This window comes from Bradyrhizobium sp. USDA 372, assembly GCF_053629095.1.
Genome location: NZ_JBRJHR010000001.1, coordinates 987,430 through 1,011,146 on the forward strand (window position 1 = coordinate 987,430; position 23,717 = coordinate 1,011,146).

Annotated in this window: 18 protein-coding genes and 1 pseudogene; 12 read left to right on the top strand and 7 right to left on the bottom strand. The window is 65.7% G+C overall.

Translation table 11 applies throughout. The features are described 5' to 3' along the window. Positions 1–61: 61 nt before the first annotated feature. Both AB7M16_RS04805 and AB7M16_RS04810 read right to left on the bottom strand, forming a co-directional pair. Positions 62–2,077: an acetyl-CoA carboxylase biotin carboxylase subunit gene (locus AB7M16_RS04805; protein WP_453943279.1), complete on the bottom strand. Its 2,016-nt coding sequence runs from the start codon at positions 2,075–2,077 to the stop codon at positions 62–64. A gap of 189 nt (positions 2,078–2,266) precedes the next feature. Then, on the bottom strand, positions 2,267–3,337 hold the full coding sequence (locus AB7M16_RS04810) for a zinc-binding metallopeptidase family protein (RefSeq protein WP_172783292.1): 1,071 nt from the start codon (positions 3,335–3,337) through the stop codon (positions 2,267–2,269). Positions 3,338–3,566: 229 nt separating this feature from the next. Between AB7M16_RS04810 and AB7M16_RS04815 the strand changes: the two genes are divergently transcribed. Both AB7M16_RS04815 and AB7M16_RS04820 read left to right on the top strand, forming a co-directional pair. Then, a complete protein-coding gene (locus tag AB7M16_RS04815) occupies positions 3,567–6,032 on the top strand; it encodes a PAS domain S-box protein (protein WP_453943280.1) in 2,466 nt (821 codons plus the stop codon). A 152-nt stretch (positions 6,033–6,184) separates the two neighbouring features. Beyond that, complete coding sequence (locus AB7M16_RS04820; RefSeq protein ID WP_453943281.1) at positions 6,185–7,435, top strand: arsenic transporter; 1,251 nt, start codon at positions 6,185–6,187, stop codon at positions 7,433–7,435. A gap of 9 nt (positions 7,436–7,444) precedes the next feature. Here AB7M16_RS04820 and AB7M16_RS04825 read toward each other — a convergent pair whose 3' ends face one another. Both AB7M16_RS04825 and AB7M16_RS04830 read right to left on the bottom strand, forming a co-directional pair. Beyond that, positions 7,445–8,809 (bottom strand): MFS transporter, encoded by a 1,365-nt coding sequence (locus AB7M16_RS04825; RefSeq protein WP_172783289.1) that lies wholly within the window; start codon positions 8,807–8,809, stop codon positions 7,445–7,447. A 142-nt stretch (positions 8,810–8,951) separates the two neighbouring features. Then, positions 8,952–9,719 (bottom strand): GntR family transcriptional regulator, encoded by a 768-nt coding sequence (locus AB7M16_RS04830; protein WP_172783288.1) that lies wholly within the window; start codon positions 9,717–9,719, stop codon positions 8,952–8,954. Positions 9,720–9,895: 176 nt separating this feature from the next. On the opposite strand from AB7M16_RS04830, the gene AB7M16_RS04835 reads away from it, so the two are divergent. From AB7M16_RS04835 to AB7M16_RS04845, 3 genes are read left to right on the top strand one after another with little or no spacing between them, the layout of a single operon-like run. Then, positions 9,896–11,095: a mandelate racemase/muconate lactonizing enzyme family protein gene (locus AB7M16_RS04835; RefSeq protein ID WP_212255007.1), complete on the top strand. Its 1,200-nt coding sequence runs from the start codon at positions 9,896–9,898 to the stop codon at positions 11,093–11,095. A 12-nt stretch (positions 11,096–11,107) separates the two neighbouring features. Then, on the top strand, positions 11,108–11,875 hold the full coding sequence (locus tag AB7M16_RS04840; RefSeq protein WP_453943282.1) for an SDR family oxidoreductase: 768 nt from the start codon (positions 11,108–11,110) through the stop codon (positions 11,873–11,875). 28 nt (positions 11,876–11,903) lie between these two features. Continuing rightward, positions 11,904–12,935 carry an L-idonate 5-dehydrogenase gene (locus AB7M16_RS04845; protein ID WP_453943283.1) on the top strand — a complete coding sequence of 344 codons (1,032 nt, stop codon included), beginning with the start codon at positions 11,904–11,906 and terminating at the stop codon, positions 12,933–12,935. Here the strand turns inward: AB7M16_RS04845 and AB7M16_RS04850 are convergent. Then, entirely contained in the window at positions 12,925–13,809 is an 885-nt protein-coding gene (locus AB7M16_RS04850) for a DUF2380 domain-containing protein (protein ID WP_453943284.1), read from the bottom strand. The two genes, AB7M16_RS04845 and AB7M16_RS04850, sit on opposite strands and share 11 nt — an antisense overlap. A gap of 187 nt (positions 13,810–13,996) precedes the next feature. Between AB7M16_RS04850 and AB7M16_RS04855 the strand changes: the two genes are divergently transcribed. Together AB7M16_RS04855 and AB7M16_RS04860 are read left to right on the top strand one after the other, a co-directional pair. Further along, a complete protein-coding gene (locus AB7M16_RS04855; RefSeq protein WP_453943285.1) occupies positions 13,997–15,379 on the top strand; it encodes a histidine kinase in 1,383 nt (460 codons plus the stop codon). Continuing rightward, positions 15,376–16,038 carry a response regulator gene (locus tag AB7M16_RS04860; protein ID WP_172783282.1) on the top strand — a complete coding sequence of 221 codons (663 nt, stop codon included), beginning with the start codon at positions 15,376–15,378 and terminating at the stop codon, positions 16,036–16,038. The genes AB7M16_RS04855 and AB7M16_RS04860 overlap by 4 nt, the downstream gene beginning before the upstream one ends. A gap of 18 nt (positions 16,039–16,056) precedes the next feature. Here AB7M16_RS04860 and AB7M16_RS04865 read toward each other — a convergent pair whose 3' ends face one another. Continuing rightward, positions 16,057–17,040 (bottom strand): VOC family protein, encoded by a 984-nt coding sequence (locus tag AB7M16_RS04865; protein ID WP_453943286.1) that lies wholly within the window; start codon positions 17,038–17,040, stop codon positions 16,057–16,059. A 147-nt stretch (positions 17,041–17,187) separates the two neighbouring features. Here AB7M16_RS04865 and AB7M16_RS04870 point away from each other — a divergent pair, with 147 nt between their 5' ends. From AB7M16_RS04870 to AB7M16_RS04885, 4 genes and pseudogenes are all read left to right on the top strand, one after another. After that, positions 17,188–17,979: a DNA-binding transcriptional regulator gene (locus AB7M16_RS04870; RefSeq protein WP_453943287.1), complete on the top strand. Its 792-nt coding sequence runs from the start codon at positions 17,188–17,190 to the stop codon at positions 17,977–17,979. 72 nt (positions 17,980–18,051) lie between these two features. Beyond that, positions 18,052–19,575 (top strand): annotated as a pseudogene (mhpA, locus tag AB7M16_RS04875) (bifunctional 3-(3-hydroxy-phenyl)propionate/3-hydroxycinnamic acid hydroxylase MhpA). Positions 19,576–19,597: 22 nt separating this feature from the next. After that, on the top strand, positions 19,598–20,449 hold the full coding sequence (locus AB7M16_RS04880) for a fumarylacetoacetate hydrolase family protein (protein WP_453943288.1): 852 nt from the start codon (positions 19,598–19,600) through the stop codon (positions 20,447–20,449). Between the two features lie 41 nt (positions 20,450–20,490). Beyond that, positions 20,491–21,702: an ABC transporter substrate-binding protein gene (locus tag AB7M16_RS04885; protein WP_453943289.1), complete on the top strand. Its 1,212-nt coding sequence runs from the start codon at positions 20,491–20,493 to the stop codon at positions 21,700–21,702. A 36-nt stretch (positions 21,703–21,738) separates the two neighbouring features. On the opposite strand, the gene AB7M16_RS04890 is transcribed toward AB7M16_RS04885, so the two are convergent. Further along, the gene (locus AB7M16_RS04890) at positions 21,739–22,581 is read right to left on the bottom strand and encodes a hypothetical protein (RefSeq protein WP_453943290.1); all 843 of its coding nucleotides are present in this window, start codon (positions 22,579–22,581) and stop codon (positions 21,739–21,741) included. A 217-nt stretch (positions 22,582–22,798) separates the two neighbouring features. Between AB7M16_RS04890 and AB7M16_RS04895 the strand changes: the two genes are divergently transcribed. Further along, positions 22,799–23,683 (top strand): IclR family transcriptional regulator, encoded by an 885-nt coding sequence (locus AB7M16_RS04895; RefSeq protein ID WP_172783275.1) that lies wholly within the window; start codon positions 22,799–22,801, stop codon positions 23,681–23,683. Positions 23,684–23,717 lie beyond the last annotated feature (34 nt).

Sequence of the window (23,717 nt, forward strand, 5' to 3'; positions counted from 1 at the left end):
TGCTTCGCTGCGCTCGCAATGACGGTGTTGATGGGGCCCGACGAGAGCCCCACTCACACGCTTACGCAAACTCCAGGATCAGCGCGTCGACCGCAAGTGTCGCGCCGGCGCTGGCGTGAATCTTCTTCACCGTGCCGTCCTGCTCGGCGCGCAGCACGTTCTGCATCTTCATGGCTTCGACCACGGCGAGCGTCTCGCCGGCCTTGACCTCCTGCCCCTCGTTCACCGCGATCGAGACGACGAGGCCCGGCATCGGGCAGAGCAGCTTCTTGCCGCTGTCGGAGGCCGTCGTCACCGGCATCAGCCGTGCGGAGGTCGCTTCGGCCTCGGTCCAGACATAGACCGGGACCTCGACGCCCTGATGCGCGAGACGGATGCCGTTCGGAATCGGCCGCGCCTGCACGGCGACGAACTGCCCGTCGATGGTGCCCTGCCAGACCGGATCGCCCGGCTTCCACGGCGACTGCAACAGATGCGCAGTGCCGGCCTTGCCGTCGGCATCGATGAAGCGGATCGCGATCGCCTCGCCTTCGCGCGCGACCTCGAGCAGGATCTCCTGGCGGTCGAGCCAGACTGCGCGACGGCGCTCGCGCTGCACGACGCGGCCGCCCATCTGGCCGGAGATCTGCCGCTTGCGCGCCCCGAGCACGTGATCGATCGCGGCGCCGACCGCGGCGATGCGACGGGCGACCTCGCCTTCGGGCACGCGCACCGCAAAGCCCTTGGGGAATTCCTCGGCGATGAAGCCGGTCGACAGCCTTCCCTCGCGCCAGCGCGGATGATGCATCAGCGCCGACAGGAACGGGATGTTGTGGCGGATTCCGTCGACATAGAACGAATCCAGCGCGGTGGCCTGCGCCTCGATCGCAGCCGCGCGCGAAGGCGCATGGGTGACGAGCTTGGCGATCATCGGATCGTAGTGGATCGAGATCTCGCCGCCCTCCTGCACGCCGGTATCGTTGCGGATGGTGATGCCGTCCTTGCTGGCCTCCGCCGGCGGGCGATATTTCACGAGCCGCCCGATCGAGGGCAGGAAGTTGCGGAACGGATCTTCGGCATAGAGGCGCGATTCCACCGCCCAGCCCGTCAGCGTGACGTCCTTCTGCGCGATGGTGAGCTTCTCGCCGGCGGCGACGCGGATCATCTGCTCGACGAGGTCGACGCCGGTGACGAGCTCGGTGACGGGATGCTCGACCTGGAGGCGCGTGTTCATCTCCAGGAAGTAGAAGCTCTTGTCCTGGCCTGCGACGAACTCGACCGTGCCGGCGGAATCATAGTTCACGGCCTTGGCGAGCGCGACCGCCTGCTCGCCCATCTTTCGGCGGGTCGCCTCGTCCAGCAGCGGCGACGGCGCTTCCTCGATGACCTTCTGGTTGCGGCGCTGAATCGAGCATTCGCGCTCGCCCAGATAGATCACGTTGCCATGCTTGTCGCCCAGCACCTGGATCTCGATGTGGCGGGGATCGACGATGAACTTCTCGACGAAGACGCGGTCGTCGCCGAACGAGGCCTTCGCCTCCGCCTTGGCGAGGTTGAAGCCCTCGGCGACCTCGGCCTTGGAATGGGCGATGCGCATGCCCTTGCCGCCGCCGCCGGCGGAGGCCTTGATCATGACGGGGTAGCCGATCTCGTCGGCGATGCGGACCGCGTGCTTGTCGTCCTCGATGACGCCGAGATAGCCCGGCACGGTCGAGACTTTTGCTTTTGCGGCGGCCTTCTTGGACTCGATCTTGTCGCCCATTGCCGCGATCGCCCCGGAGTTCGGGCCGATGAAGACGATGCCGGCGGCTTCCAGCGCGCGCGGAAACGCCTCGCGCTCGGACAGGAAGCCATAGCCGGGATGCACGGCCTCGGCGCCCGTCTTGCGACAGGCCTCCACGATCTTCTCGATCACCAGATAGCTCTCGGCCGCGGCCGGCGGGCCGATCAGCACCGCCTCATCGGCCATCTCGACATGAAGGGCATCGCGGTCGGCCTCAGAATAGACCGCAACCGTTTGAATTCCCATCTTGCGGGCAGTCTTGATGACCCGGCAGGCGATTTCGCCGCGATTGGCGATCAGAATGCGTTTGAACATGCTTTTCTTGAGTCTCGACCTTGGGCGGGACCCCTTCCCTGGCCGTTCGAGCCTATGGGAGGGGCCGTGTGGCTCCCGTGGTACATCAAAATGGGCCGGAGGCAACGGTCTAAATCCGGGGACTCTGGCGTACCAGCGCAAGACCGAAATGGGCCACCCGGCGCGCCCTGGGCACGCCGTGCGGCATCCCTAGGGCTTCCCAGGCTTGGCCACGTCCCGGACCAGGTCATGGATGAAGCCCAGCTTGCCGACCACCGCGGACGACAGGATAAAGGGATAGAGGTCGCGCAGGCCCATAGCGCGATTGACGCTGTTCATGGCGAAGGTGAAGGGCAGCCATGCGTTCACCAGCGCCTCGACATCCCTCGCTTCGTAGGGGTTGAAGCGGATGCGCGCGGTCAACTCCCCGCCGCGGTCGATCTTGGGACGCACCTCCATGCCGAACTCGGCCGCCATTTCCAGGGTGTCGACGATGTGGAGGTAATGCGCCCAGGTCTCGGCAAAATCCTCCCAGGGGTGGGTCGTGGCATAGGCCGAGACGTAGTTCTGCTGCCAGTCCGGCGGCGGTCCTTCGGCGTAGTGACGCTGCAACGCCTGGCCGTAATCGACGGAATCATCGCCGAAGACCGCGCGGCACTGGTCGAGCTTGCCGCCATCGCGCACCAGCACGTCCCAGAAATAGTGCCCGACCTCGTGGCGGAAATGCCCGAGCAGCGTCCGGTACGGCTCGCCCATCTCGAGCCGGCGCCGCTCGCGCTCGATGTCGTCGGCCTCGGTCAGTGCGATCGTGATTAGGCCGTTGTCGTGGCCGGTCATGACCTTCTCGCCGCTGTGCGGATCATCGGCGAGAAAATTAAAGATCAGGCCATGCTCGGGATTGTCCTGGCGGGTCTGGAGGGGCAGCTTCCAGCGGATCAGGGAATAGAATAGACGGTGTTTTGCCACCTCCAGCTCGCGCCAGCCGGCGAGCTGCGCCGGATCCGAGAGGTTTGGCACCGTCCCATTGTGACGGCAGGCGCGGCAATAGCCAGTGGTATCGGCGGCGTCGGTCAGCCAGTTGCAGGCGTCGTACTCGGCATTCCGGCACAGCATCCGGCTTTCGCCCTTGTCGGCGAGGATTCTCCATGCCGCCCCGTCGGCCTCGATCGCCGACATCGTCTCCTTCTCCGGCAGGAAGGCGATCCGGTGGCCGCAGCGTTCGCAGGCGCGGTTCTCGAAATAGAGGACGTTGCCGCAGGCCTGGCAGACAAAGAGCTTCAAGATTTAGCCTCGTGGGAAAGGAAAGCTTGTAAGAGAGCTGGCGCCTCGCGACGACGCATCAATCAGCCGATCGTTCCAGTATTCGGAACAAATTGCCAGACCGGACGTTGCCACCGCGTACTTCTCCACGTTCAGGCTCGCGCCACCATTTCCGGGCACCACCTGCCCTCTAAACAATGGCCATCACGCCCCGTCTGTGTGAATATCGGTCCGGCACGCGCGCACCTAGATGACAACGGCCGATGCCTTGAACGATCCCTTGCCCGAAACCATCGCCGCCGAAAGGCTGCGCCAGCACCTCGAAGACGTCGCGCGCGAGCGCGACAACGCCTATCGCGCGCTGCAGGAGCGCGAGGCCGAGCTGGCGCGCATCCAGCGCATCGGCAAGGTCGGCGGCGTCGAGGTCGATTTCCGCGAAGGCTTCAAGAACCGTCGCTCGCCCGAATATCTGATGATCCACGGCCTTCCGCCGGAAGCCGCCGAGGAGTCGCACGAGGATTGGGTCAACCGCATCCATCCCGACGACCGCGACGCCACCGTCAAGCATTTCTTCGACGCACTCGCGGGAGCGAACGAAGACTATAGCGCCGAATACCGCATCATTCGCCCCAGCGACGGCGAGACCCGCTGGATCCGGGTGGTCGCCAAGATCGAGCGCGACAAGGACGGCCGCGCCATCCGGCTCGTCGGCGCCCATATCGATATGACCGACCAGGCGCTGGCGCGCGAGACACTGCGCGAAAGCGAGGAGCGCTTCCGGCTGATCGCCGACAGCGCGCCGGTGCCGATCTGGGTCACCAAGCTCGACCGCAAGCGGTCCTTCGCCAACCAGGCCTATGTCGATTTCGTCGGCCTGCCCTACGATCAGGCCATCGATTTCGACTGGCGCAAGGTGCTGCACCCCGACGACCTGCCGCACGTGCTGCAGCAATCCGTCCAGGGTGAAGCGTCCCTCAAGCCCTTCGTGCTGGAAGCGCGTTACAAGAACGCCAGCGGCGAATGGCGCTGGCTGCGCTCGGAATCGCAGCCCCGCTGGGATGCGACCGGCAAGCATATCGGCTTCATCGGCGTCGCCCACGACGTCACCGTCGCCAAGCAGGCCGAGATCGAGCTCAGGCGGCTGAACGAGACGCTGGAAGAGCGCATCGCCGAGCGCACAGCCGAGCTCGAAGCCAACCAGGCGCGGCTGCGCGCGATCCTGGAGACCAGCAATCAGTATCAGGGCCTGGTCAATCTCGAGGGCGAACTGGTCTACGCCAACAAGACCGCGCTCGCCGGCATCAAGGCGAATTCCGCCGACGTGATCGGAAAGCCGTTCTGGGACACGCCCTGGTTCACCGGCACCGACGGTATGAGTGCCGCCGTGCGCGAGGCCTTCGAGACGGTGCTCAAGGGCGAACCCGTGCGGCTGGAGATGCGCCTGCGCCTTCCCGTCGGCGAGCGCGATTTCGACTTCGGCATGCGCCCCGTACTCGACCGCCACGGCGCCATCACCGGCGCCGTGCCCGAGGCGGTCGACATCACCGAGCGGCGTCGCGGCGAGGAAGCGCTGCGGCAGTCGCAGAAGATGGAGGCGATCGGTCAGCTCACCGGCGGCGTCGCGCACGACTTCAACAATCTCCTCACCATCATCCGCTCGGCGACCGATTTCCTGCGCCGGCGCGAGCTGCCGGAGGAGCGCCGCCGCCGCTACGTCGATGCCATCTCCGAGACGGTCGAGCGCGCCTCCAAGCTGACTGCGCAGCTTCTGGCCTTCGCGCGCCGCCAGCCGCTCAAGCCGCAGATCTTCAACGTCGGCAGTCAGGTCGAGGGCGTGGCGCAGCTGGTCCGCCCGCTGGTCGGCGGCCGCATCGAGATCGCCGTGGAGATTCAGGACGCCGATTGCTTCACGGTGGCCGACATCGCCCAGTTCGAGGCCGCGCTGATCAACCTCGCCATCAACGCCCGTGATGCCATGGACGGCGAAGGCCGCCTCACCATCGCCGTGCGCAAGGTCTCGGGAATCCCGAGCCTGCGCGCACAATCGGCGCGCGGCGGCGACTATGTCGCGATCTCCGTCAGCGACACCGGCAGCGGCATCGCGCCGGAACATCTCGACTCGATCTTCGAGCCGTTCTTCACCACCAAGGAGGTCGGCAAGGGCACCGGCCTCGGCCTCAGCCAGGCCTTCGGCTTCGCGAAGCAGTCCGAGGGTGACATTGCTGTGACGAGCACGCCGGGCAAGGGCGCGACCTTCACCATCTATCTGCCGCGGGCGCAAAGCCCGGCGACGGACAAGGAAGCCGCGGCGCTGAGCCACGAGGCGGCCACGACCGGGCGTGGCTATCGCGTGCTCGTGGTCGAGGACGATGACGAGGTCGGCCGCTTCTCCACCGAGCTCTTGGAGGATCTCGGCTATGTCGTCCGCCGCGCTGCCAATGCGAACGCGGCGCTGGCGATCCTCGGCGAAAACGAATTTGCCGTCGACCTCGTGTTCTCCGACGTCATCATGCCTGGAATGAACGGCGTCGAGCTCGCCGGGATCATCCGGGAGCGCTATCCAGGCCTGCCCGTGGTGCTCACCTCCGGCTACAGCAACGTGCTCGCCGAGAACGCCCACCGCGGTTTCGAGCTGATCCAGAAGCCGTATTCGGTGGAATCGCTCTCGCGCATCCTGCGCAAGGCGATCACGGAGAAGCTATCGGTGGCTCGGTGAGCCTGACATTCGCTAGAAGCAGCCACAAATTCCGGCATTGCGAGCGCAGCGAAGCAATCCAGACTGTTCCTGCGGCAAGACTCTGGGGGAAGACAGCCGTTCCGACATCGGTTATCGATGCCGAATGACTGACCGAACCTCAAGGACTGACCGTGCCGTCTAACGCCATCTGGGCCTGGAGCATCACCGCCGTCGCGACCGCAGGCGTCATCATCCGGCCCCTATCCCTGCCCGAGGCGCTCTGGGCCGTGATCGGCGCGAGCGCGCTGGTGCTGCTCGGCTTGCTGCCGTGGCAGGACGCCCTTGTCGGCATCGAGAAAGGTGTCGACGTCTATCTCTTCCTGATCGGCATGATGCTGATCGCCGAACTGGCGCGGCTCGAAGGCCTGTTCGATTATCTCGCCGCGCTTGCGGTGGAATATGCACGTGGCTCGCCGCAGCGGTTGTTCCTGCTGATCTACCTCGTCGGCACGCTGGTGACGGTGCTGCTCTCCAACGATGCCACCGCGATCGTGCTGACGCCGGCCGTCTATGCCGCGACGCGCGCGGCCGGCGCGAAGCCGCTGCCCTATCTGTTCGTCTGCGCCTTCATTGCCAATGCCGCGAGTTTCGTGCTGCCGATCTCCAACCCCGCCAACCTCGTCGTGTTCGGCGCGCACATGCCGCACCTTACGGAATGGCTGCGCCTGTTCGCCCTGCCCTCGGCGGCGTCGATCCTGCTGACCTACATCGTGTTGCGCCTGACCCAGCACCGCGCGCTGAAGGAAGAGACGATCGCGCGCAGCGTACCGCATCCCAAGCTCGGACGCGGCGGCAAGCTCACCGCAATAGGCATCGTCGCGATCGGCATCGTGCTGGTCACTGCGTCGGCGCTGGACAGGCAACTGGGTCTGCCGACCTTCGTCTGCGGCGTGGCGACGGCCGCCATCGTGCTGCTGATCAACCGGCAATCGCCCTTGCCCGTGCTGCGCGGCGTGTCCTGGAGCGTGCTGCCGCTGGTCGGCGGGCTCTTTGTCATGGTCGAAGCGCTGGTGAAGACCGGCGTGATCGCGCAGCTCAGCGCGCTGCTGCATCAGGCGGTTGCGCAGTCCGTGACGAAGGCCGCCTGGAGTGTCGGTATTGCCACCGCGCTCGCCGACAACATCGCCAACAACCTCCCGGTCGGCCTCGTCGCCGGCTCGGTCGCCGCCGGCGATCATCTGCCCGCGCCGGTGGTCAGCGCCATTCTGATCGGCGTCGATCTCGGCCCCAATCTGTCGATCACCGGCTCGCTCGCCACGATCCTCTGGCTGGTCGCGCTCCGGCGCGAGAAGATCGAGGTCGGCGCCTGGCCATTCCTCAAGCTCGGCCTCTTGGTGACGCCGCCGGCCCTGATCGCGGCGTTAGCCGCCGCGATCAGATAGCACTCATCTTCAGTCGTTCTCGTAGCCATAGACTTCCGGCAGGATGAAGATTGCCGCGAGCAATCCGATCAGCGGGAAGATCGCGACCATCAGCGTGGCATTCGCCTGCCCGATCGCGGCAAACACCGTCGGGAACAGGAAGATCGCCAGGAACGACGGCAGCTTCACGAACATGTAGGCGAAGCCGCTGGCGGTGCCGCGATATTGCGGACGGGCGACCATGGTCGGGATGGTCATGCAGTTCGAGGCGTCCCAATAGTGGCCCCACAGCATGCCGGCCGCGGCGAACGGCAGCAGCATCTTGTTGTCGGTGTAGAGCGCGAACGCGGCGACCAGCAGCGATACCAGCACGATGGAGAAGCCCGCGATGGAGATGCCGCGATGGCCGATTTTCGGCGTCAGCAGCGGCCCGACCCATCCCGACAGCGCTGCGAAGGAAAACAGCGCCATTGTCACCAGGTTGATGCCGAGCACGCTCGACACGCCGACCATCACGAACAGCACCGGCAGGTAGAACGCGAAGGTCGAGAACTCGCTGGCCTGCGCGAAGCAGGCGATCCAGCCATACAACGTGGCGCGCCAGCGAATCGGATCTTTCTTGAGGTCGGCGAGGAACGCGCGGGTGCTGGTTTTGGGAACCACGACGTCCCGATCCGGCAGCATGTCGAGATTGTCGTTGAACATCTCGCGCGCGACCTGCTTGGCTTCCCGATAGCGGCCCTTCTGCACCAGCCACACCGCCGTCTCCGGCACGTCGTGACGCATGATGAGGATGATCAGCGCCGGCACCGCGCCGAGGCCGAGCGTCACGCGCCACAGCATCTCGTGGTTCATGTCGACCAGAAGGAAGATCACAATGACGCCGATGGTGAGGACCTCACCGACGGCAAACATGAACTGCCAGCGGTTGCCCATGACCTCGCGCTCGCCCTTGGCCATGGATTCCATGATGTAGGTGTAGCCGGTCGAGATGTCCGAGCCGAGCGGAATGCCGAGCAGGAAGCGGATCACGACGAGCCAGCCGACGCTGGGCACGAAGGCCTGCGCCAGTGCCAGCACGATGAACAGCACCATCGTGACCAGGAACATCACGCGGCGGCCGATCTTGTCCGACAGCCAGCCGCCGAGCAGCGCACCGATCAGCGCCCCACCTTGCGTGCCCGCGGCGGCAAGGCCGAGCATCAGCGGATCGGGATTGTACTGCTCCTTGATGAAGATCAGCACGAAGGCGATCGAATAGAGGTCCCAGGCCTCGACCAGGATGGAGGCCATCATCAGCCAGCCGACCTTGTTGCCCTTGGGACTGTAGTTCGTGATGAGGTAGCGGACCGCGGCTTCGCTCGCGGTCGCTTGTGGCATCGCCATCGTTGACATTCTTCTTCCTTTCTTCAGAACTCTCTAAAGCGCGATGAGATCAGGATCTCATCGCGCTTTAGCTTGCTGTGTTGTGCATGATCGCTTCGGAAAACCGCTGCACACTTTGCGCGAGCGCGGCCCTTCGGGTCCGGACCATGCTCTACGCACCGAGCAGCGGCTCGATGCTGCAATCGAGCAGGCGCGGATCGATCCCGGCCTCCATCCCTGAGAACATCTCGCCCATGTAGTCGATCAATGCATCGCTCGCCTTCACCGCGTCCTCGACGCGGCGGTTGGCGACGGCTGCAAGAATGGCGAGATGGTGATCGATCGTGCCTGACAGGTCCGCCTGCCCCGGCATGAAGCGGTGGTGGATGTAGCCGATGCGGCGATACAGCGTGTGCAGCGGCCGCAGCGTGTGCACCAGGAACGGCTCGCCAGCGGCCTCCAGCACCAGCGCGTCGATGCGGCGGTCGAGGCTGTTGAACTCGTCGAGTGTCAAAGTGGCGCGACGTTCGCGCAGCAAACGCTCGATGTGCAAGGCCTGATTGCGGTGGGAAAGACTGGCGCGATCCGCCGCGAGGCGAATGACAAAACGCTCCATGTCGCGTCGCAGGCCGAGCAGCATGCGTTCGCGCGCCAGATCGATCGGCGCGATGTTGAGGCCATGACGGGGCCGGATGATGATGAGGGTGTCGGCGGAGAGACGATTGACGGCGTGATGCACCGGCGTGCGGCCAAAACCGGTGATTTGCTGCAATTCCAGCATGGTCATGAACTGGCCGGGCTTGAGCTCGCAATGAACCAGGAGCTCTTCGATCCTTTGATAGGCCAACTCGAAAAAGTTGAGACGATTGCTGCGGGAGCGCCGGCCTCCGCCGTCATCCTCGTCTTTCACCACTTCGAGCGCGCGCTTGCGCCGTGCCATGTCGTCCTCCCGTCAGCCCGCGCTCTCGTTGCAGGATGGCGCTCTGTTTGTGGCACCCTTAAAACATGTTGTGATATATTACAAGTAGGCGTAAGACGTCGGCACGGCCTGCAACATGTTGCAGCGCAAAATGAGACGTCGGGTGCGAAGCGCCTTTCGAGGGGAGGATAGTTGCCGTGAAGATCACGTCGATCGAGACACTGCGCACCGAGGAATTTTCCAACGTCATCTGGGTCCGCGTTCACACCGACACCGGTCTGATCGGTCTCGGCGAAACCTTCTACGGCGCCGGCGCCGTCGAAGCGCAGATCCACGACACCTTTGCCGGCCGCCTGCTCGGCCGCAATCCACTGCACATCGAAGCGATCCATCGCGACATGCTGAACCTGCCGATGGCGCAGTCCTCCACCGGCGTCGAATACCGCGCGGCCTCCGCGATCGACATCGCGCTATGGGATCTGTTCGGCAAGGTCTGCGGCCAGCCGGTGCACCAGATGCTCGGCGGCCTCTGCCGCGACAAGCAGCGCATCTACAACACCTGCGCCGGCACCCAATATGTGCGCTCGACCAATATCAGCCCGGTGGCCAATTGGAATCTCGGCGCCTCCAAGGGGCCCTATGAAGATCTCGACGGCTTCATGAACCATGCCGATGCGCTGGCCGAAAGCCTGCTCGAAAGCGGCATCTCGGCGATGAAGATCTGGCCGTTCGATCCGGCGGCGCAGGAGAACAAGGGCCTCTACATCACCGCATCGCAGATGAAGCAGGCGATCGAGCCGTTCGAGAAGATCCGCAAAGCGGTCGGCGACAGGATGGAGATCATGGTCGAGCTGCACTCGCTGTGGAATTTGCCGACTGCCAAGCAGATCGCCCGTGCGCTCGAGCCGTACAAGCCGACCTGGTACGAAGACCCGATCCGGATGAACTCGCCGCAGGCGCTGGCCGAATATGCCCGCTCGACCGACGTCTGGGTCTGCGCCAGCGAGACGCTGGGTTCGCGCTTCCCCTACAAGGACATGCTCGACCGCGACGCCATGCATGTGGTGATGGCCGATCTGTGCTGGACCGGCGGTCTCACCGAAGGCCGCAAGATCGCGGCGATGGCCGAGACCTATCACCGGCCCTTCGCACCGCATGATTGCATCGGCCCGATCGGCTTCATCGCCGCCATCCACATGTCCTTCAGCCAGCCCAACACCCTGATCCAGGAATCCGTGCGTGCCTTCTACAAGGGCTGGTACAATGAGCTCGTCACCACGATGCCCACCATCAAGGACGGCTATGTCTTCCCGATGGAAGGTCCCGGCCTGGGCGTCGACCTTCTGCCAGCCGTCTTCGCGCGCACCGATCTCATCGTGCGCCGCTCCAACGCTTGAGGATCTATTGAGATGAGCACCGCCCTTTTCGACCTTTCCGGCCGCACCGCGCTCGTGACCGGCTCCTCCCGCGGCCTCGGCCGCGCCATTGCCGAGGGCATGGCCAAGGCCGGCGCCAAGCTGATCATCAACGGCGTCGATCCCGAGCGTGTCGAGCAGGCCGTCGCCGAGTTTCGCGCCGCCGGCCATCAGGCCGAAGGCGCCGCCTTCAACGTCACCGATGAGGCCGCAATCGTGGCGGCGTTCAACGACTTCGACAAGAAGGGGATCGCCGTCGATATCGTCGTCAACAATGCCGGCATCCAGCATCGCAAGCCGCTGGTCGAGTTCACCACCGACGAATGGCGCAAGGTGATCGAGACCAACCTGACCAGCGCCTTCGTGATCGGCCGCGAGGCCGCCAAGCGCATGATCCCGCGCAAGCACGGCAAGATCATCAATATCGGCTCGCTCGGCAGCGAGCTCGCGCGTCCCACCATCGCGCCCTACACCGCCGCCAAGGGCGGCATCAAGAACCTGACCCGCTCGATGGCGGTGGAATGGGCCCAGCACGGCATCCAGGCCAACGCGATCGGCCCCGGCTACATGCTCACCGACATGAACGAGGCCCTGGTCAACAACGCCGACTTCAACAACTGGCTGATGGGCCGCATTCCCTCGAAGCGCTGGGGCCGGCCGGACGAGCTGGTGGGCGCGGCGATCTTCCTGGCGTCGGACGCCTCCACTTACGTCAACGGCCAGATCATCTATGTCGATGGCGGCATGATCGCCGCGATGTGATCCGCGAAGAATATTGAGGAGCGAGCCCATGCGCGCCGTCGTCATTCACGCCCCGAAAGACCTGCGGATCGACAGCTACCCCGATCCGGCACCCGGCCCGGGCGAGGTCCGCGTCAAGATCGCCAATGGCGGCATCTGCGGCTCGGACCTGCATTACTATCATCACGGCGGCTTCGGCGTCGTGCGCATCCAGCAGCCGATGGCGCTGGGCCATGAGATCGCCGGCGTGATCGCGGCGGTCGGTGACGGCGTCACCAGCGTGAAATCAGGCACGCGCGTCGCCGTCAATCCGAGCAAGCCGTGCGGCCAGTGCCTGCATTGCCAGGAAGGCATGCGCAACCAGTGCCTCGACATGCGCTTCCTCGGCAGCGCGATGCGCTTTCCCCACGTGCAGGGCGGCTTCCGTGAGTTCCTCACGGTCGATGCGACGCAGGCCGTGCCGATCGCGGACAAGCTGTCGCTGGCCGAGGCCGCGGTCGCCGAACCGCTCGCGGTATGCCTTCATGCCGGCAAGCAGGCCGGTCCCCTCCTCGGCAAGCGCGTGCTGATCACCGGCTGCGGCCCGATCGGCGCACTGATGATCCTGGTCTCGCGTTTCGGCGGCGCCGCCGAGATCGTGGTGACCGATGTCGCCGACGCGCCGCTCGCGGTCGCGAAAAAGCTCGGCGCCACGCATGCCATCAACGTCGCGACCAATGCCGCCGCGCTCGATCCCTGGCGCGCCAACAAGGGCGTGTTCGACACGCTGTTCGAGGCCTCCGGCAACCAGGCCGCGCTCCGCACCGCGCTCGACGTGCTCAGGCCCGGTGCGACGCTGGTGCAGCTCGGCCTCGGCGGCGAGATGACGCTGCCGATCAATTCGATCGTCGCCAAGGAATTGCAGCTCCGCGGCACCTTCCGTTTCGATCCCGAGTTCGAGCTCGCGGTACGCCTGATGGGCGAGGGCCTGATCGACGTCAAGCCGCTGATCACGGCCACCATGCCGTTCGAGAATGCCGTCGCCGCCTTCGAGCTCGCCAGCGACCGCTCGCAGTCGATGAAGGTGCAGCTTACCTTCTAGGTGCGTCGGTGGCCTGCTGGCTGTCGATCAGCCGGTCGCTGATCAGCCGCACCGCACCGCGTTTCCAGGAATAGTCGGCGCCCATGCGCAGGCCGCTGTCGCCCCGCGCCAGCACCGCGCCGGTCCTGGCATCGCGAACCTGGAAGCCGAGCGTGTATTCGGTGCGGCTGACGCGGCGCACCACGCCGATCAGCGATTGGTCCGCACCGAGCTTGCGTGCAATGGAAGCCTCGCAGCCGCCGCAATCCCGCAAAGCGCCGGTTTTCTCCGCCTCTCCGCTAACGTCGACGATCCGGTAACGGCCGGAATGCCCGAGCGCCTCGCGCACACCGCCAGTGACCTCCGCGAGATATGACGCATCTGACGCAGCGGACGCGCCCGCTGAAGCGGCCGTCATGTCCTCGAGCTCGAAATCGAACACGGCAAGCTCGACCGGCGCAGGCGTGCCGAGCGCAGCCATGACCTCGCGAGACACAAAGATCTCGGCGCGCTCCCATGCTTCATCATTGTCGCCGCGGAAGCTGTAGAGCTTGTCCAGCACGAGCGTCTTGGCGCCGACGTTGATCACGGCAACCTTGGCCCATTGCACCAGCGTGCTCGTCTTCTGAATGCCGCCGACTACCTTGAACACCGCGCCGTCCTGGGCCGAGGGCACCAGCCGATAGCGCCCACCCTCGCCGATGTCTCGTCTGAGTGCGGCCATGAACGCCGCCAGCCGCCGCTCGTGGGCGGCGGTCTGGTTGGTCGGCTCGGCCGAGGTGTCGGTGTAGCTGAAATCGTCCATGGCAACCCCGATGGCGGACTGCGCAGCGACGGGCGAGCAGGAGAGGAGGAAGAGGAGACAGGCAGAGAGAACCGGCCGGGAGCGGTGCATGAACGGACCTCGTGGATGGAACGCAAATCTGCGCGGGCCACCTCACGCCCCGCAGCCGTCGCCGTCCCGACCAACGCCGGGAAAATTTCACGACGTTGCACTGCGGCAAGTCGGGAACGCTTCCCGCCGCTGGCGTTCTGCTTTTAAATGAGCGCGCGACAAGCCCGTTCGCACCAGGTGCAAGCCGATGTGGAATCGCCCGAGGTTCGATCTCAAGGTCCGTCTGACGCTGCGCGTGGCCGCGATATCGGCCGCCTGCTTCGCCGCGATCTCCACCTATTTCCTTGTCACGGCTGACCGCGCCGCGCATGCGCGCATCGACGGTATCGCCGCCATCGTGGCGAAGACGCTGGAGCTGCAGCAAGGCAAGGTGCAGTGGGCGGCAAGCCCTCGCTCGGACTTTCCGAACCTCGACCCGGTGTCGGCCCATGTCATGACGCCCGGCCTGTGTCTTGGATTCCGTGGGCCGAGCGGCGAGATGCTGCAGCGTTTCTGTAGCGGCGCGCCTGCCCCGGCCAGCCCGCCGCCGCAAGCCTTCGCCGCCTTCTATCGCGGCGTGTTCGACCCCGGCCGCGAGGCGGCGCGGCCCGTGATCGTGCGCGGAACCAAGCTCGGCGAGACCGTGGTCTCGCTCGACCCGGCGGTGCAGACGGCGGACGCCTGGCACGAGGCCGGCCGCCTGATGATCGCGCTTGCGATCGCGCTGCCGCTGCTGTGCGCGCTGGTCTATGCCGCACTGGCCCGCGCGCTGCGCCCCACCCGCATGATCGGCAGCGGCCTCGAACGCATCGCCGCCGGCGACCTCACCGCCCGGCTGCCGCCATTCGACCTCGCCGAGCTCTCCGCCATCCGCGACGTCTTCAACCATCTCGCCGAAAGCCTCGACACCGCGCTCGCCGAGCGGAGCGAACTGACGCGGAAGCTGATCGCGCTCCAGGACGAGGAGCGCCGCCATCTCGCCCGCGAGCTGCATGACGAATTCGGCCAGTCGCTCGCCGCGATTCGCGCCCTGGCCGCATCCGCCCGCCAGACTGCGGCGCAGGACTGTCCCGGCTTGCTCGGCGAATGCGACAGCATTGCCCGCACCGCGACCGGCATGATGGAGACGCTGCGCGGCGCGCTGTTCCGGCTGCGGCCGCCCGATGTCGACGAGCTTGGCCTGGTCGCCAGCCTCGAAGGCCTGGTCTCGGGATGGAACGGCCGCAGCCGCGGCCAGCCCCGCTTCGAGATCCGGTTCGATGGCGATTTCGACAGCGTGCCCGCCGCCGTCAGTGCCAACCTGTATCGCATCGTGCAGGAGGCGCTCACCAACGCCGCCAAGCACGCCGGCGCAACGAAGGTCAGCCTGCATCTGACCATGGCCGACAGCGAGATCGCACTCGCGATCGAGGACGATGGCCGGCCGAACGAAGCTGCCGCCAAGTCCGGTATGGGCCTGCTCGGCATGCGCGAGCGCGTCGCTGCACTTCGCGGCCGGCTCAGCTTTGAGACCGGCCCTCACGGCTCGGCGCTGCGCGTAATCATTCCGCTCGCGGCTGCCGCGTCTGGGGCCCTGGAGCATGCGGCATGAGCGCAGTTGAAGCGACGATCCTGCTGGTCGACGACCATTCCGTCGTCCGCGAGGGCTATCGCTCGGTGCTCCAGAAACAGCCGGGCTTGCGCGTCGTCGCCGAGGCGGCCGACGGTGCGGAAGCCTATCGCCTGTACAAATCCGAGACGCCCGACCTCGTCATCATGGACCTCAGCATGCCCGGCATCGGCGGCATCGAGGCGGTCAGGCGGATCAGGCAGTGGGACAAGACTGCGCGGATTCTCGTTTTCACCATGCACGAGAATGCCGGCTTTGCCGTGCAGGCGATCCGCGCCGGTGCACGGGGTTACGTCACCAAGACCAGTCCGCCCGAGACCTTGGTGCGCGCGGTCAAGGACGTGCTCGCCGGCAAGATCGCCATCAGCCCCGACATCGACCACGAACTTGCGCTCAGCCGGATCAGCGGCGAGACCTTGGCCGCTGACGTGCTGACGCCGCGCGAGTTCGAGGTGCTGCGGCTGCTGCTCGCCGAGAACACGACGGAGGAGATCGCCGAGACGCTCCACGTCAGCCCGAAGACGGTGGCGAACCTGCATTCGCTGATCAAGGACAAGCTCGGCGTCGGCTCCGACATCGAGCTGGTCCGGCTGGCGCTGCGCCAGGGCATTTTGACCGAGGTCGATCTCGGCGAAGCTTGATCGCGGCGCGCCCGTAGATCATTCCCGCGCGACCACCGAGTCCAGCCACGCGCAGTTGAGCGGCGGCACGCGCGGATCGGCGACGCGCACGCCGCGCGCAGCCGCATCCATCCGCATATCGCGCAGGCGCTTGCGCTGCTCTTCCGGCATATTCAGCCGCTCGTGCCCCCAGAGCGATGGCCCATCAAAGGTCTCGTGCGGCTGCCAGGTCTCGGGATCGATGACGCGTCCGCCCCAGCCGTACTCGATGAAGAAGCCGGACGGCGTATTCACATAGAACGAGGTCATGTGGTCATTGGTGTGCCGGCCCATCGTGTAGGCGATGCGTCCCTCGTCCATTTGCGCGAGGTCGTAGCCCTGCCCGACATCGTCGAGGCAGCCGAGCTCGACCATGAAGTGATGCATCGCCTTTCGCCCTGAGCCGACCATCGCAAAGGAGTGGTGGCGGCCGTTGACGTGGAAGAAATAGAGCCCGTAAGGCTTCAGCCCGAAATCGGAGACGTGAAAGCCGAGCACGTCGCGATAGAACGGCAACAGCGGCTCGACATCCTCCACATTGAGCACGACATGCCCCATGCCGAGCGCCCCGGTGCGGAAGCCCGAGATCGGGCGGCCCGGCCTGAACGGCTCGCTCGCAAGCTCCGGCTTGCAAAAGGCCTCCAGCCGGTTGCCGGCGGGATCGGCGAACGCGATCAGCTCGCCGACATGCCGCTCGTCAGCGAGCGCGCGCGAGCCTCGCACCACCTTGATGCCATGGCTTTCCAGCCGTCCTGCCAACTTGTCCAGCTCAGTGGTCGAAGCAACTTCCCATCCCATCACCGCAAGGCCGGCATCGCTGCCCCCGTCCACGATCAGCCGCTGCTTGCGGTCGTCCATGCGGAAGGCCCGCATCTTGCCGCCGCGATCGACCTGCTGCATGCCGAGCAGTCCGGTCGCCATCCGGCTCCACTGGTCGAGCTGGGACGAGCTGATTCCGATATAGCCGAGCGCTGCGATTTCCATCGAATTCCTCCCGAAGGCATCGCGATCGCCGTATTGCGGCGAGCTTGATACCGGCCGCGCGCGATCCTACGGTGGCGTTCCGCAATCGCCTCGCGTTCGCAACGACAATACGCGCGCGGCGACGTGCCACAAGGGAGGAAATACGGAGTGTCCAAGGAGCGGACGCGGAACGGCCAGCCGCGGCAGTCCGAGGGCGTCCGCGCCTTCAAGCGCGGGCTCGACGTGCTGCACGAGGTCAACCGCTCCGGCGGCATTCGCGCCGGCGATGTCGCCCGCGCGCTCGACCTGCCCAGGCCCACCGTCTACCGCCTGCTCGAAACCCTGGAGGAGCTCGGCTATATCGCCCGCAGCGCCAGCGACGACCGGTTTCGGGTCACCCGGCGCGCCCTGAGCCTCGGCGACGGCTATGATCCCGGCGTGGTGATCTGCCAGGCAGCGGCGCCTTATCTCGCCGACCTCAGCAAGAGACTGGTCTGGCCGGTCGATCTCTCGACTTACGAGAACGCGGCGATGGTGGTGCAGGAGACCACGCATTCGCGCAGCCCGCTCTCGATCGACCGCGGCATGATCGGCAAGCGCCTGCCGATGCTGCGCACGTCCGCAGGCGGCGCCTATCTCGCCGCCTGTCCTGCGCGCGAACGCGATCTCATCATCAATCATCTTCGCCGCATCGACGAGGCCGACGACCGCCCCTTCCTCGACCCGGGTCGGCTCGACCGCATGATCGCCGAGACCGCCGCGCGAGGTTACGCCATCCGAAGCGAGGGCGAATACAATCCCAAGACGGCATCGATTGCCGTTGCCATCGTGCGGGACGGCGCCGTATTCGGCTGCATCTCGATCATATGGATCCGCTCGGCGCTGGGGATCGACGAAGCGGTGGCGCAGTTCGCAAGCCAGCTGCTGGACACGGCGTCGGCCATTCCTGTCGCGGGTTAGAGACCGTCCGCTGGGCGGACACTTGGCACGCCGGCGTTGAAGGGCCGGCCTTGCCTGGGGAAAAGATACCCCATGCAAGATAAATCCACCCCAAAAGAGTTTGACGTCGTGATCGTCGGCCGCGGGCCGGTGGGTGCCACGCTCGCCAACCTGCTCGGCCTGTGCGGCGTGCGGACGCTGGTGCTGGAGCGCGAAGCGCGGACCTATCATTTGCCGCGAGCCGTGCATTTCGACGATGAATGCATGCGCGTGTTCCAGACCATCGCTCTTGCCGACGCGATCCTGCCGCATGTCATTCTCAGTCCTGGCATGCTCTTTCTCGATGCCGCCGGCCGCATGCTGCTGGATTGGTCCCGTCCGCAGACGTTGACGCCGATGGGCTGACATCTCAGCTACCGCTTCCACCAGCCGGATCTGGAGGACGTGTTGATCGGCGGCCTGGCCCGCTGGCCACACGTCACCTTGCAGAGCCGCTGCGATGTGTTCGCGCTCGATCAGGACGAGCACGGCGTGCGCGTCCGCTACGAAGACCTCTCCAACGGAAGGCTCAGCGAGGTCCGTGCCGGCTACGTGATCGGCTGCGACGGCGCCCGCTCCCTGGTGCGCCGCTTCATCGGCTCGGGAATGGACGACCTCGGCTTCCACGAGCGCTGGCTGGTGATCGACGTTCTGCTCAACCGCGCGCGCGACGATCTCGGCGACTACAGCCTCCAGCATTGCGATCCCAGGCGGCCCGCAACTTACGTGCGCGGCACCGGCACGCGGCGGCGCTGGGAGATCACGGTTCTCCCGGACGAAGACTCGCAGGACGTCACGCAACCGGCGAAGGTCTGGGAGCTGCTGTCGCGCTGGATCACGCCCGACGATGCCGAGATCGAGCGCGCTTCGGTCTACACTTTTCATTCCGTCATCGCGCAGCAATGGCGCAACGGGCGATTGCTGCTCGCGGGCGATTCCGCGCACCAGACCCCGCCCTTTCTCGGTCAGGGCATGTGCGCCGGCATTCGTGATGCCGCGAACCTCGCCTGGAAGCTGGCGAGCGTGATCCGCGACGGCGCCGCACCCGATCTGCTCGACACCTATCAGAGCGAACGCCTGCCGCATGTGCGCGAGTTCATCGAGCTCGCCATTCGCCTCGGCGGTGTCATCAACACCAAGGCGATCGAGGCCGGCCTTGCCGCCGGCGAGGCGCGCGAGAACGCGCCGGTCAAGCTGGAAGTGAAGAAGCCCCTGCTCGGCCCCGGACTAGGGTTCGGCGACCTGCCGCTCGCCGGACATCTCGCACCCCAATTCATGCTGAGCGACGGACGCCGCAGCGACGACCGGACCGGCTATCATCTTGTGCTGCTCATCGAGACGGCGGCCGCACTGCCATCGCGCCTCGCGCTGTCGCAGACCGGGATCGAGATCCTCGCCGGCGACGAGGCCGAAGGTGTCCGAGACTGGCTGCGCCAGCACGGCATCATCGCCGCACTGGTTCGTCCCGACCGGTACATCCGCGGCACCGCCTGCAACGAGGCCGAGCTCGACCGCCTCATCGCCGCCATCGCGCCTCCAACCCAAATTCCTTCAGCCCAAGCGCCGTCCGCGGCCTGACCGAACCTCTCAAGGACATTTCATGAAGCTGCTCTCATTCATCGTGGACGGACGCCCCTCCTTCGGTGCCGTCAAGGATAGTGGTGTCGTCGATCTCGGCGCGCGGATGGCGGGCTGCACCACGCTGCGGCAGCTGCTCGAAGCCGGTCGCCTCGGCGAGGCGGCAAGACTGGCCGCCTCCGCGGCCCCCGATCATTCGCTCGACAAGGTCAGCTTCGCGCCCGTGATCCCCGATCCCGGCAAGATCATCTGCGTCGGCCTCAATTATCGCGATCACGTGGCCGAGACCGGCCGCACCGTCACCGAAAGGCCGGCGCTGTTTGCGCGCTTCGCCTGCAGCCACGTTGGCCATCTCCAGCCCATCGTGAAACCAGGGGTGAGCGACGACTTCGACTATGAAGGCGAGCTCGCGCTCGTCATCGGCAAGGCGGGCCGTCACATCCCGCCTGGCCGCGCGCTCGACTACGTCGCCGGCTATTCCTGCTACAACGAAGGCAGCATCCGCGACTGGCAGCGCCACACCAGCCAATTTCTCGCCGGCAAGACCTTTGCCGAAAGCGGCAGTTTCGGTCCGTGGCTGGTGACGACGGACGAGATTCCGGATCCGTCAAAGCTCACCTTGCAGACAAGGCTGAACGGCAACGTCGTGCAGAACACCACGACGGATCTCCTGATCACCGCCATCCCCGAGCTGATCGCCTACATCTCCACCATCTGCCCGCTCGTGCCCGGCGACGTCATTGTCACGGGCACGCCGGGCGGTGTCGGCGCCAAGCGCACGCCGCCGCTGTGGATGCGGCCCGGCGACACCGTCGAGGTCGAGATCTCCGGCATCGGCACCTTGCGCAACACGGTGATCGCCGAACCGGCCTGACCGCCAAGACCAATCCATCAACGATAAACTTGAGGAACGCCATGGGCACGACCCGCACCAGCTCCGCCGCCACGCTCCTGATCACACTTGCGCTCGCGGGCTCCGCCGCGCGGGCCGAGATCAAGGGCGACGCCATCCGCATCGGCGTCCTCACCGACATGAACGGCGTGTTCGCGACCGCCATGGGTCCGGGCTCGGTCGAAGCGGCGCGGATGGCCGCCGAGGAGTTCGGCGGCAAGATCAACGGCAAGCCGATCGAGATCCTACAGGCCGATCACCAGAACAAGCCGGATCTCGCCGCGTCGCTGGCGCGAAAATGGTTCAGCGACGGGGTCCAGGCGATCGCCGATGGCGGTAGCTCCGGCGCGGCGCTGGCGGTGCAGGAGCTGGTGCGCGGCAACGGCAAGATATTCCTCATCTCCGGCGCCGGCGCGAACCAGCTGACCGATGACGCATGCGCCCCAACCAGCGTGCAATGGACCCAGGACGCCTATTCCACCGCGACCGCCGTGGTCTCCGGCATCATGCAGACCAGCAAGGAGCCCTGGTTCTTCATCACCGGCGACTACGCCTTCGGTCATTCGATCGAGGTGACCGCGCGCGAGCGCATCGCCGCACTCGGCGGCAAGGTCGCCGGCAGCGTCAAGGCGCAGCTCGGCACGCCCGATTACAGCTCATTCCTGCTTCAGGCGCAGTCGTCAGGCGCCAGGATCCTGGCCATCAACGTTGCCGGCGACAACGCGACCGCGATCAAGCAGGCCGAGGAGTTCGGGCTCGCCAGCCAGGGCATGAAGATCGTGCCGATGTCGTTCCAGAACGTCGACATCGAAGCGGTTGGGCTCAAAGCGACGCGCGGTGATCTCATCGTCACCTCTTTCTTCGAGGATGTCTCGCCGGCAGCCCGGAAATTCTCCGATACGTTCCATGCTCGCCGCAAGGCGATGCCCTCGCAGATCCAGGCCGGCGTCTATTCCGCCGTGCGCCACTATCTGCAAGCCGTGAAGGACACCGATTCCGACGAGGGCGCCGTCGTGATGGCCAAAATGAAGGCGACGCCGGTGTCGGACGCCTACACCACCAACGGCCGCATCCGCGAGGACCAACGCATGGTGCACGATCTCTATCTGGTGCAGGTCAAGACTCCGGAGGAATCCAAAGGCCCGTGGGACTTCGTCAAGCTGGTCGCGACGATCCCGCCCGACCAGGCCTTCCGCCCGCTCGATCGCAGCAAATGCAGCCTGGTCGGCAAGTAAGGCGCTTGGAAAACGCCTCAAACAAGACTTTGACCGTCAGGCGAGATAGCGCGCCAGATAGCCTTCCATCGCGTAGAGCGCGCAGAGCGCGAGGCTCGACCACACCGCCGCGCTGAAATACAGGAACATCCAGGTCAGCTCGCCCTTCCAATGCGCGATGTCGTGGGTCACCACCCAGCGCGTCGCAACGTCGTGCAGACCTTCGAGCAGGCCCAAGAACCTGCCGCCCTCGGCGTGCCCTGCCCGCCAGCGGCTGAGATACATCGGCACGTCGACGGTGACGAGGAAGGCGAGGAAGCAGGCGATGCCGACGATGCCCGCGATCAACGCCCAGCGCACCACGCCGTGGAATTCCGGCATCAGGCGGCACAGCGCGATGCCGGCGAGGAAGAAGGTCACCGCCCACAGCGAATTCTCGATCGCGTTGTAGAGATAATTGGTGGTGACCACCGCGTACCAGGAGAAGCACTCGGCGATGATGATCACCGGGACAATCACCCACGCGATGTTCACCGCCGTCTCGGCGCCGGTCATGGTGCCCAGCTGATGCAGGATGATCGCCCATTGCGCGGCGAAGCAGACCTCGGCCACGGTCGCAACCGAACGTCCGACGAAGACGCTGGAGAGCCAGGTGTCGAACAGGCAGATGCGCTGCACGTCGGCGCGCGGCAGCACCGAACGGAACGCGCAGCCGAACACATAGCCGGCGCACAGCAGGAACATCAGCCCGATATCCGAGCCGCCACTGATGCTGCCTGCGACCGTCGGGTAGAACTCACGGTACAGCATGAACCAGACGAGGATGTTGGCACTGCTCACAAGCGTGAGGGATCCCCACCACCACGCGAGGGGATTTGACCGCGCCTGCCACTGCAACATGAACCGCTCCGCAAAATTTATCGATCTGACATGTCGTCGTAATAATCCTGTCACAGAACGGCATGCAACCACGACAAAAATCTGTGTGTGCCCTGTCGTTCCAGCGGTGCCCGCAACCGGAAAACAGGCGGACAGGGAGCGTCCACATATCGGACAATTCCGCCGCAGATAGCGAATTTATTGGACATTCGAAATCTGTCCGTCTGATATTCCGGGGATGGCTCCGACCGGCTCCTCCAAACCGCAGCATCCGCTCTCCTCCGCCGCAGCCGTGCTGGCGGAGAGCGCCGACGACGCCGCTTTCGCCACCACGCTGGCCAAAGGGCTGGTCGTGCTCGAGGCGTTCAAGGCCGGGAGCACGCTGTTGGGCAACATGGAGCTGTCGACGCTGACGGGCATCCCGCGCCCGACCGTGGCGAGGCTGACCCATACGCTGGCCCAGCTTGGCTATCTCCGCTACGACGCCGAGCGGTCGAAGTACCGCGTCGGTGCACGGGCGCTGCGCATGGCGCATCCTCTGCTCGCCGGGATGCAATTCCGCCAACTGGCGCGGCCGATGATGCAGGAGCTGGCCCACAGCGTCCGCGGCACGGTCTCCATCGGCCTGCTCGATGCGACCTCGATGATCTATGTCGAGACCGCGCGCTCCGGGGATGTCGGCCCGCACGTGCCCGATATCGGCATGCCCATTCCCGTCGTGATGACCGCCATGGGCCGCGCTGCGGCGGCGGCCCTGCCGCCGGCCGATGCAGACCGGCTGGAACGGAATCTCGCGGCCGAAGATGCCGGCCTGTGGTCGGCCGTCCGCGACAAATACCGCGCCGGGATCGCGCAATGCAAAAGCCGCGGCTTCTGCACCTGCTGGGGCGAGTACATGGCCTCGATCCACGCCGTCGCCGCGCCGCTGTTTCATGTAAGCGAATCGAAGCAGTCGTTCTCGATCAATTGCGGCATCCCTGCCTTCCGGCTCCAGCCCGGGCAGCTCGAGGGCGAAATCGGTCCGCGCATCGCGGCGCTCGCCGACAGCGTCCGGGCCGTGGTCGGAGCGGCGATGCCCACGGCCGAGACGCGCAAGCAAAACAAGAAGAGCGCCAGGACATGAACAAAAGAGCTGGCGCCCCATCTCCGGGAGGCCA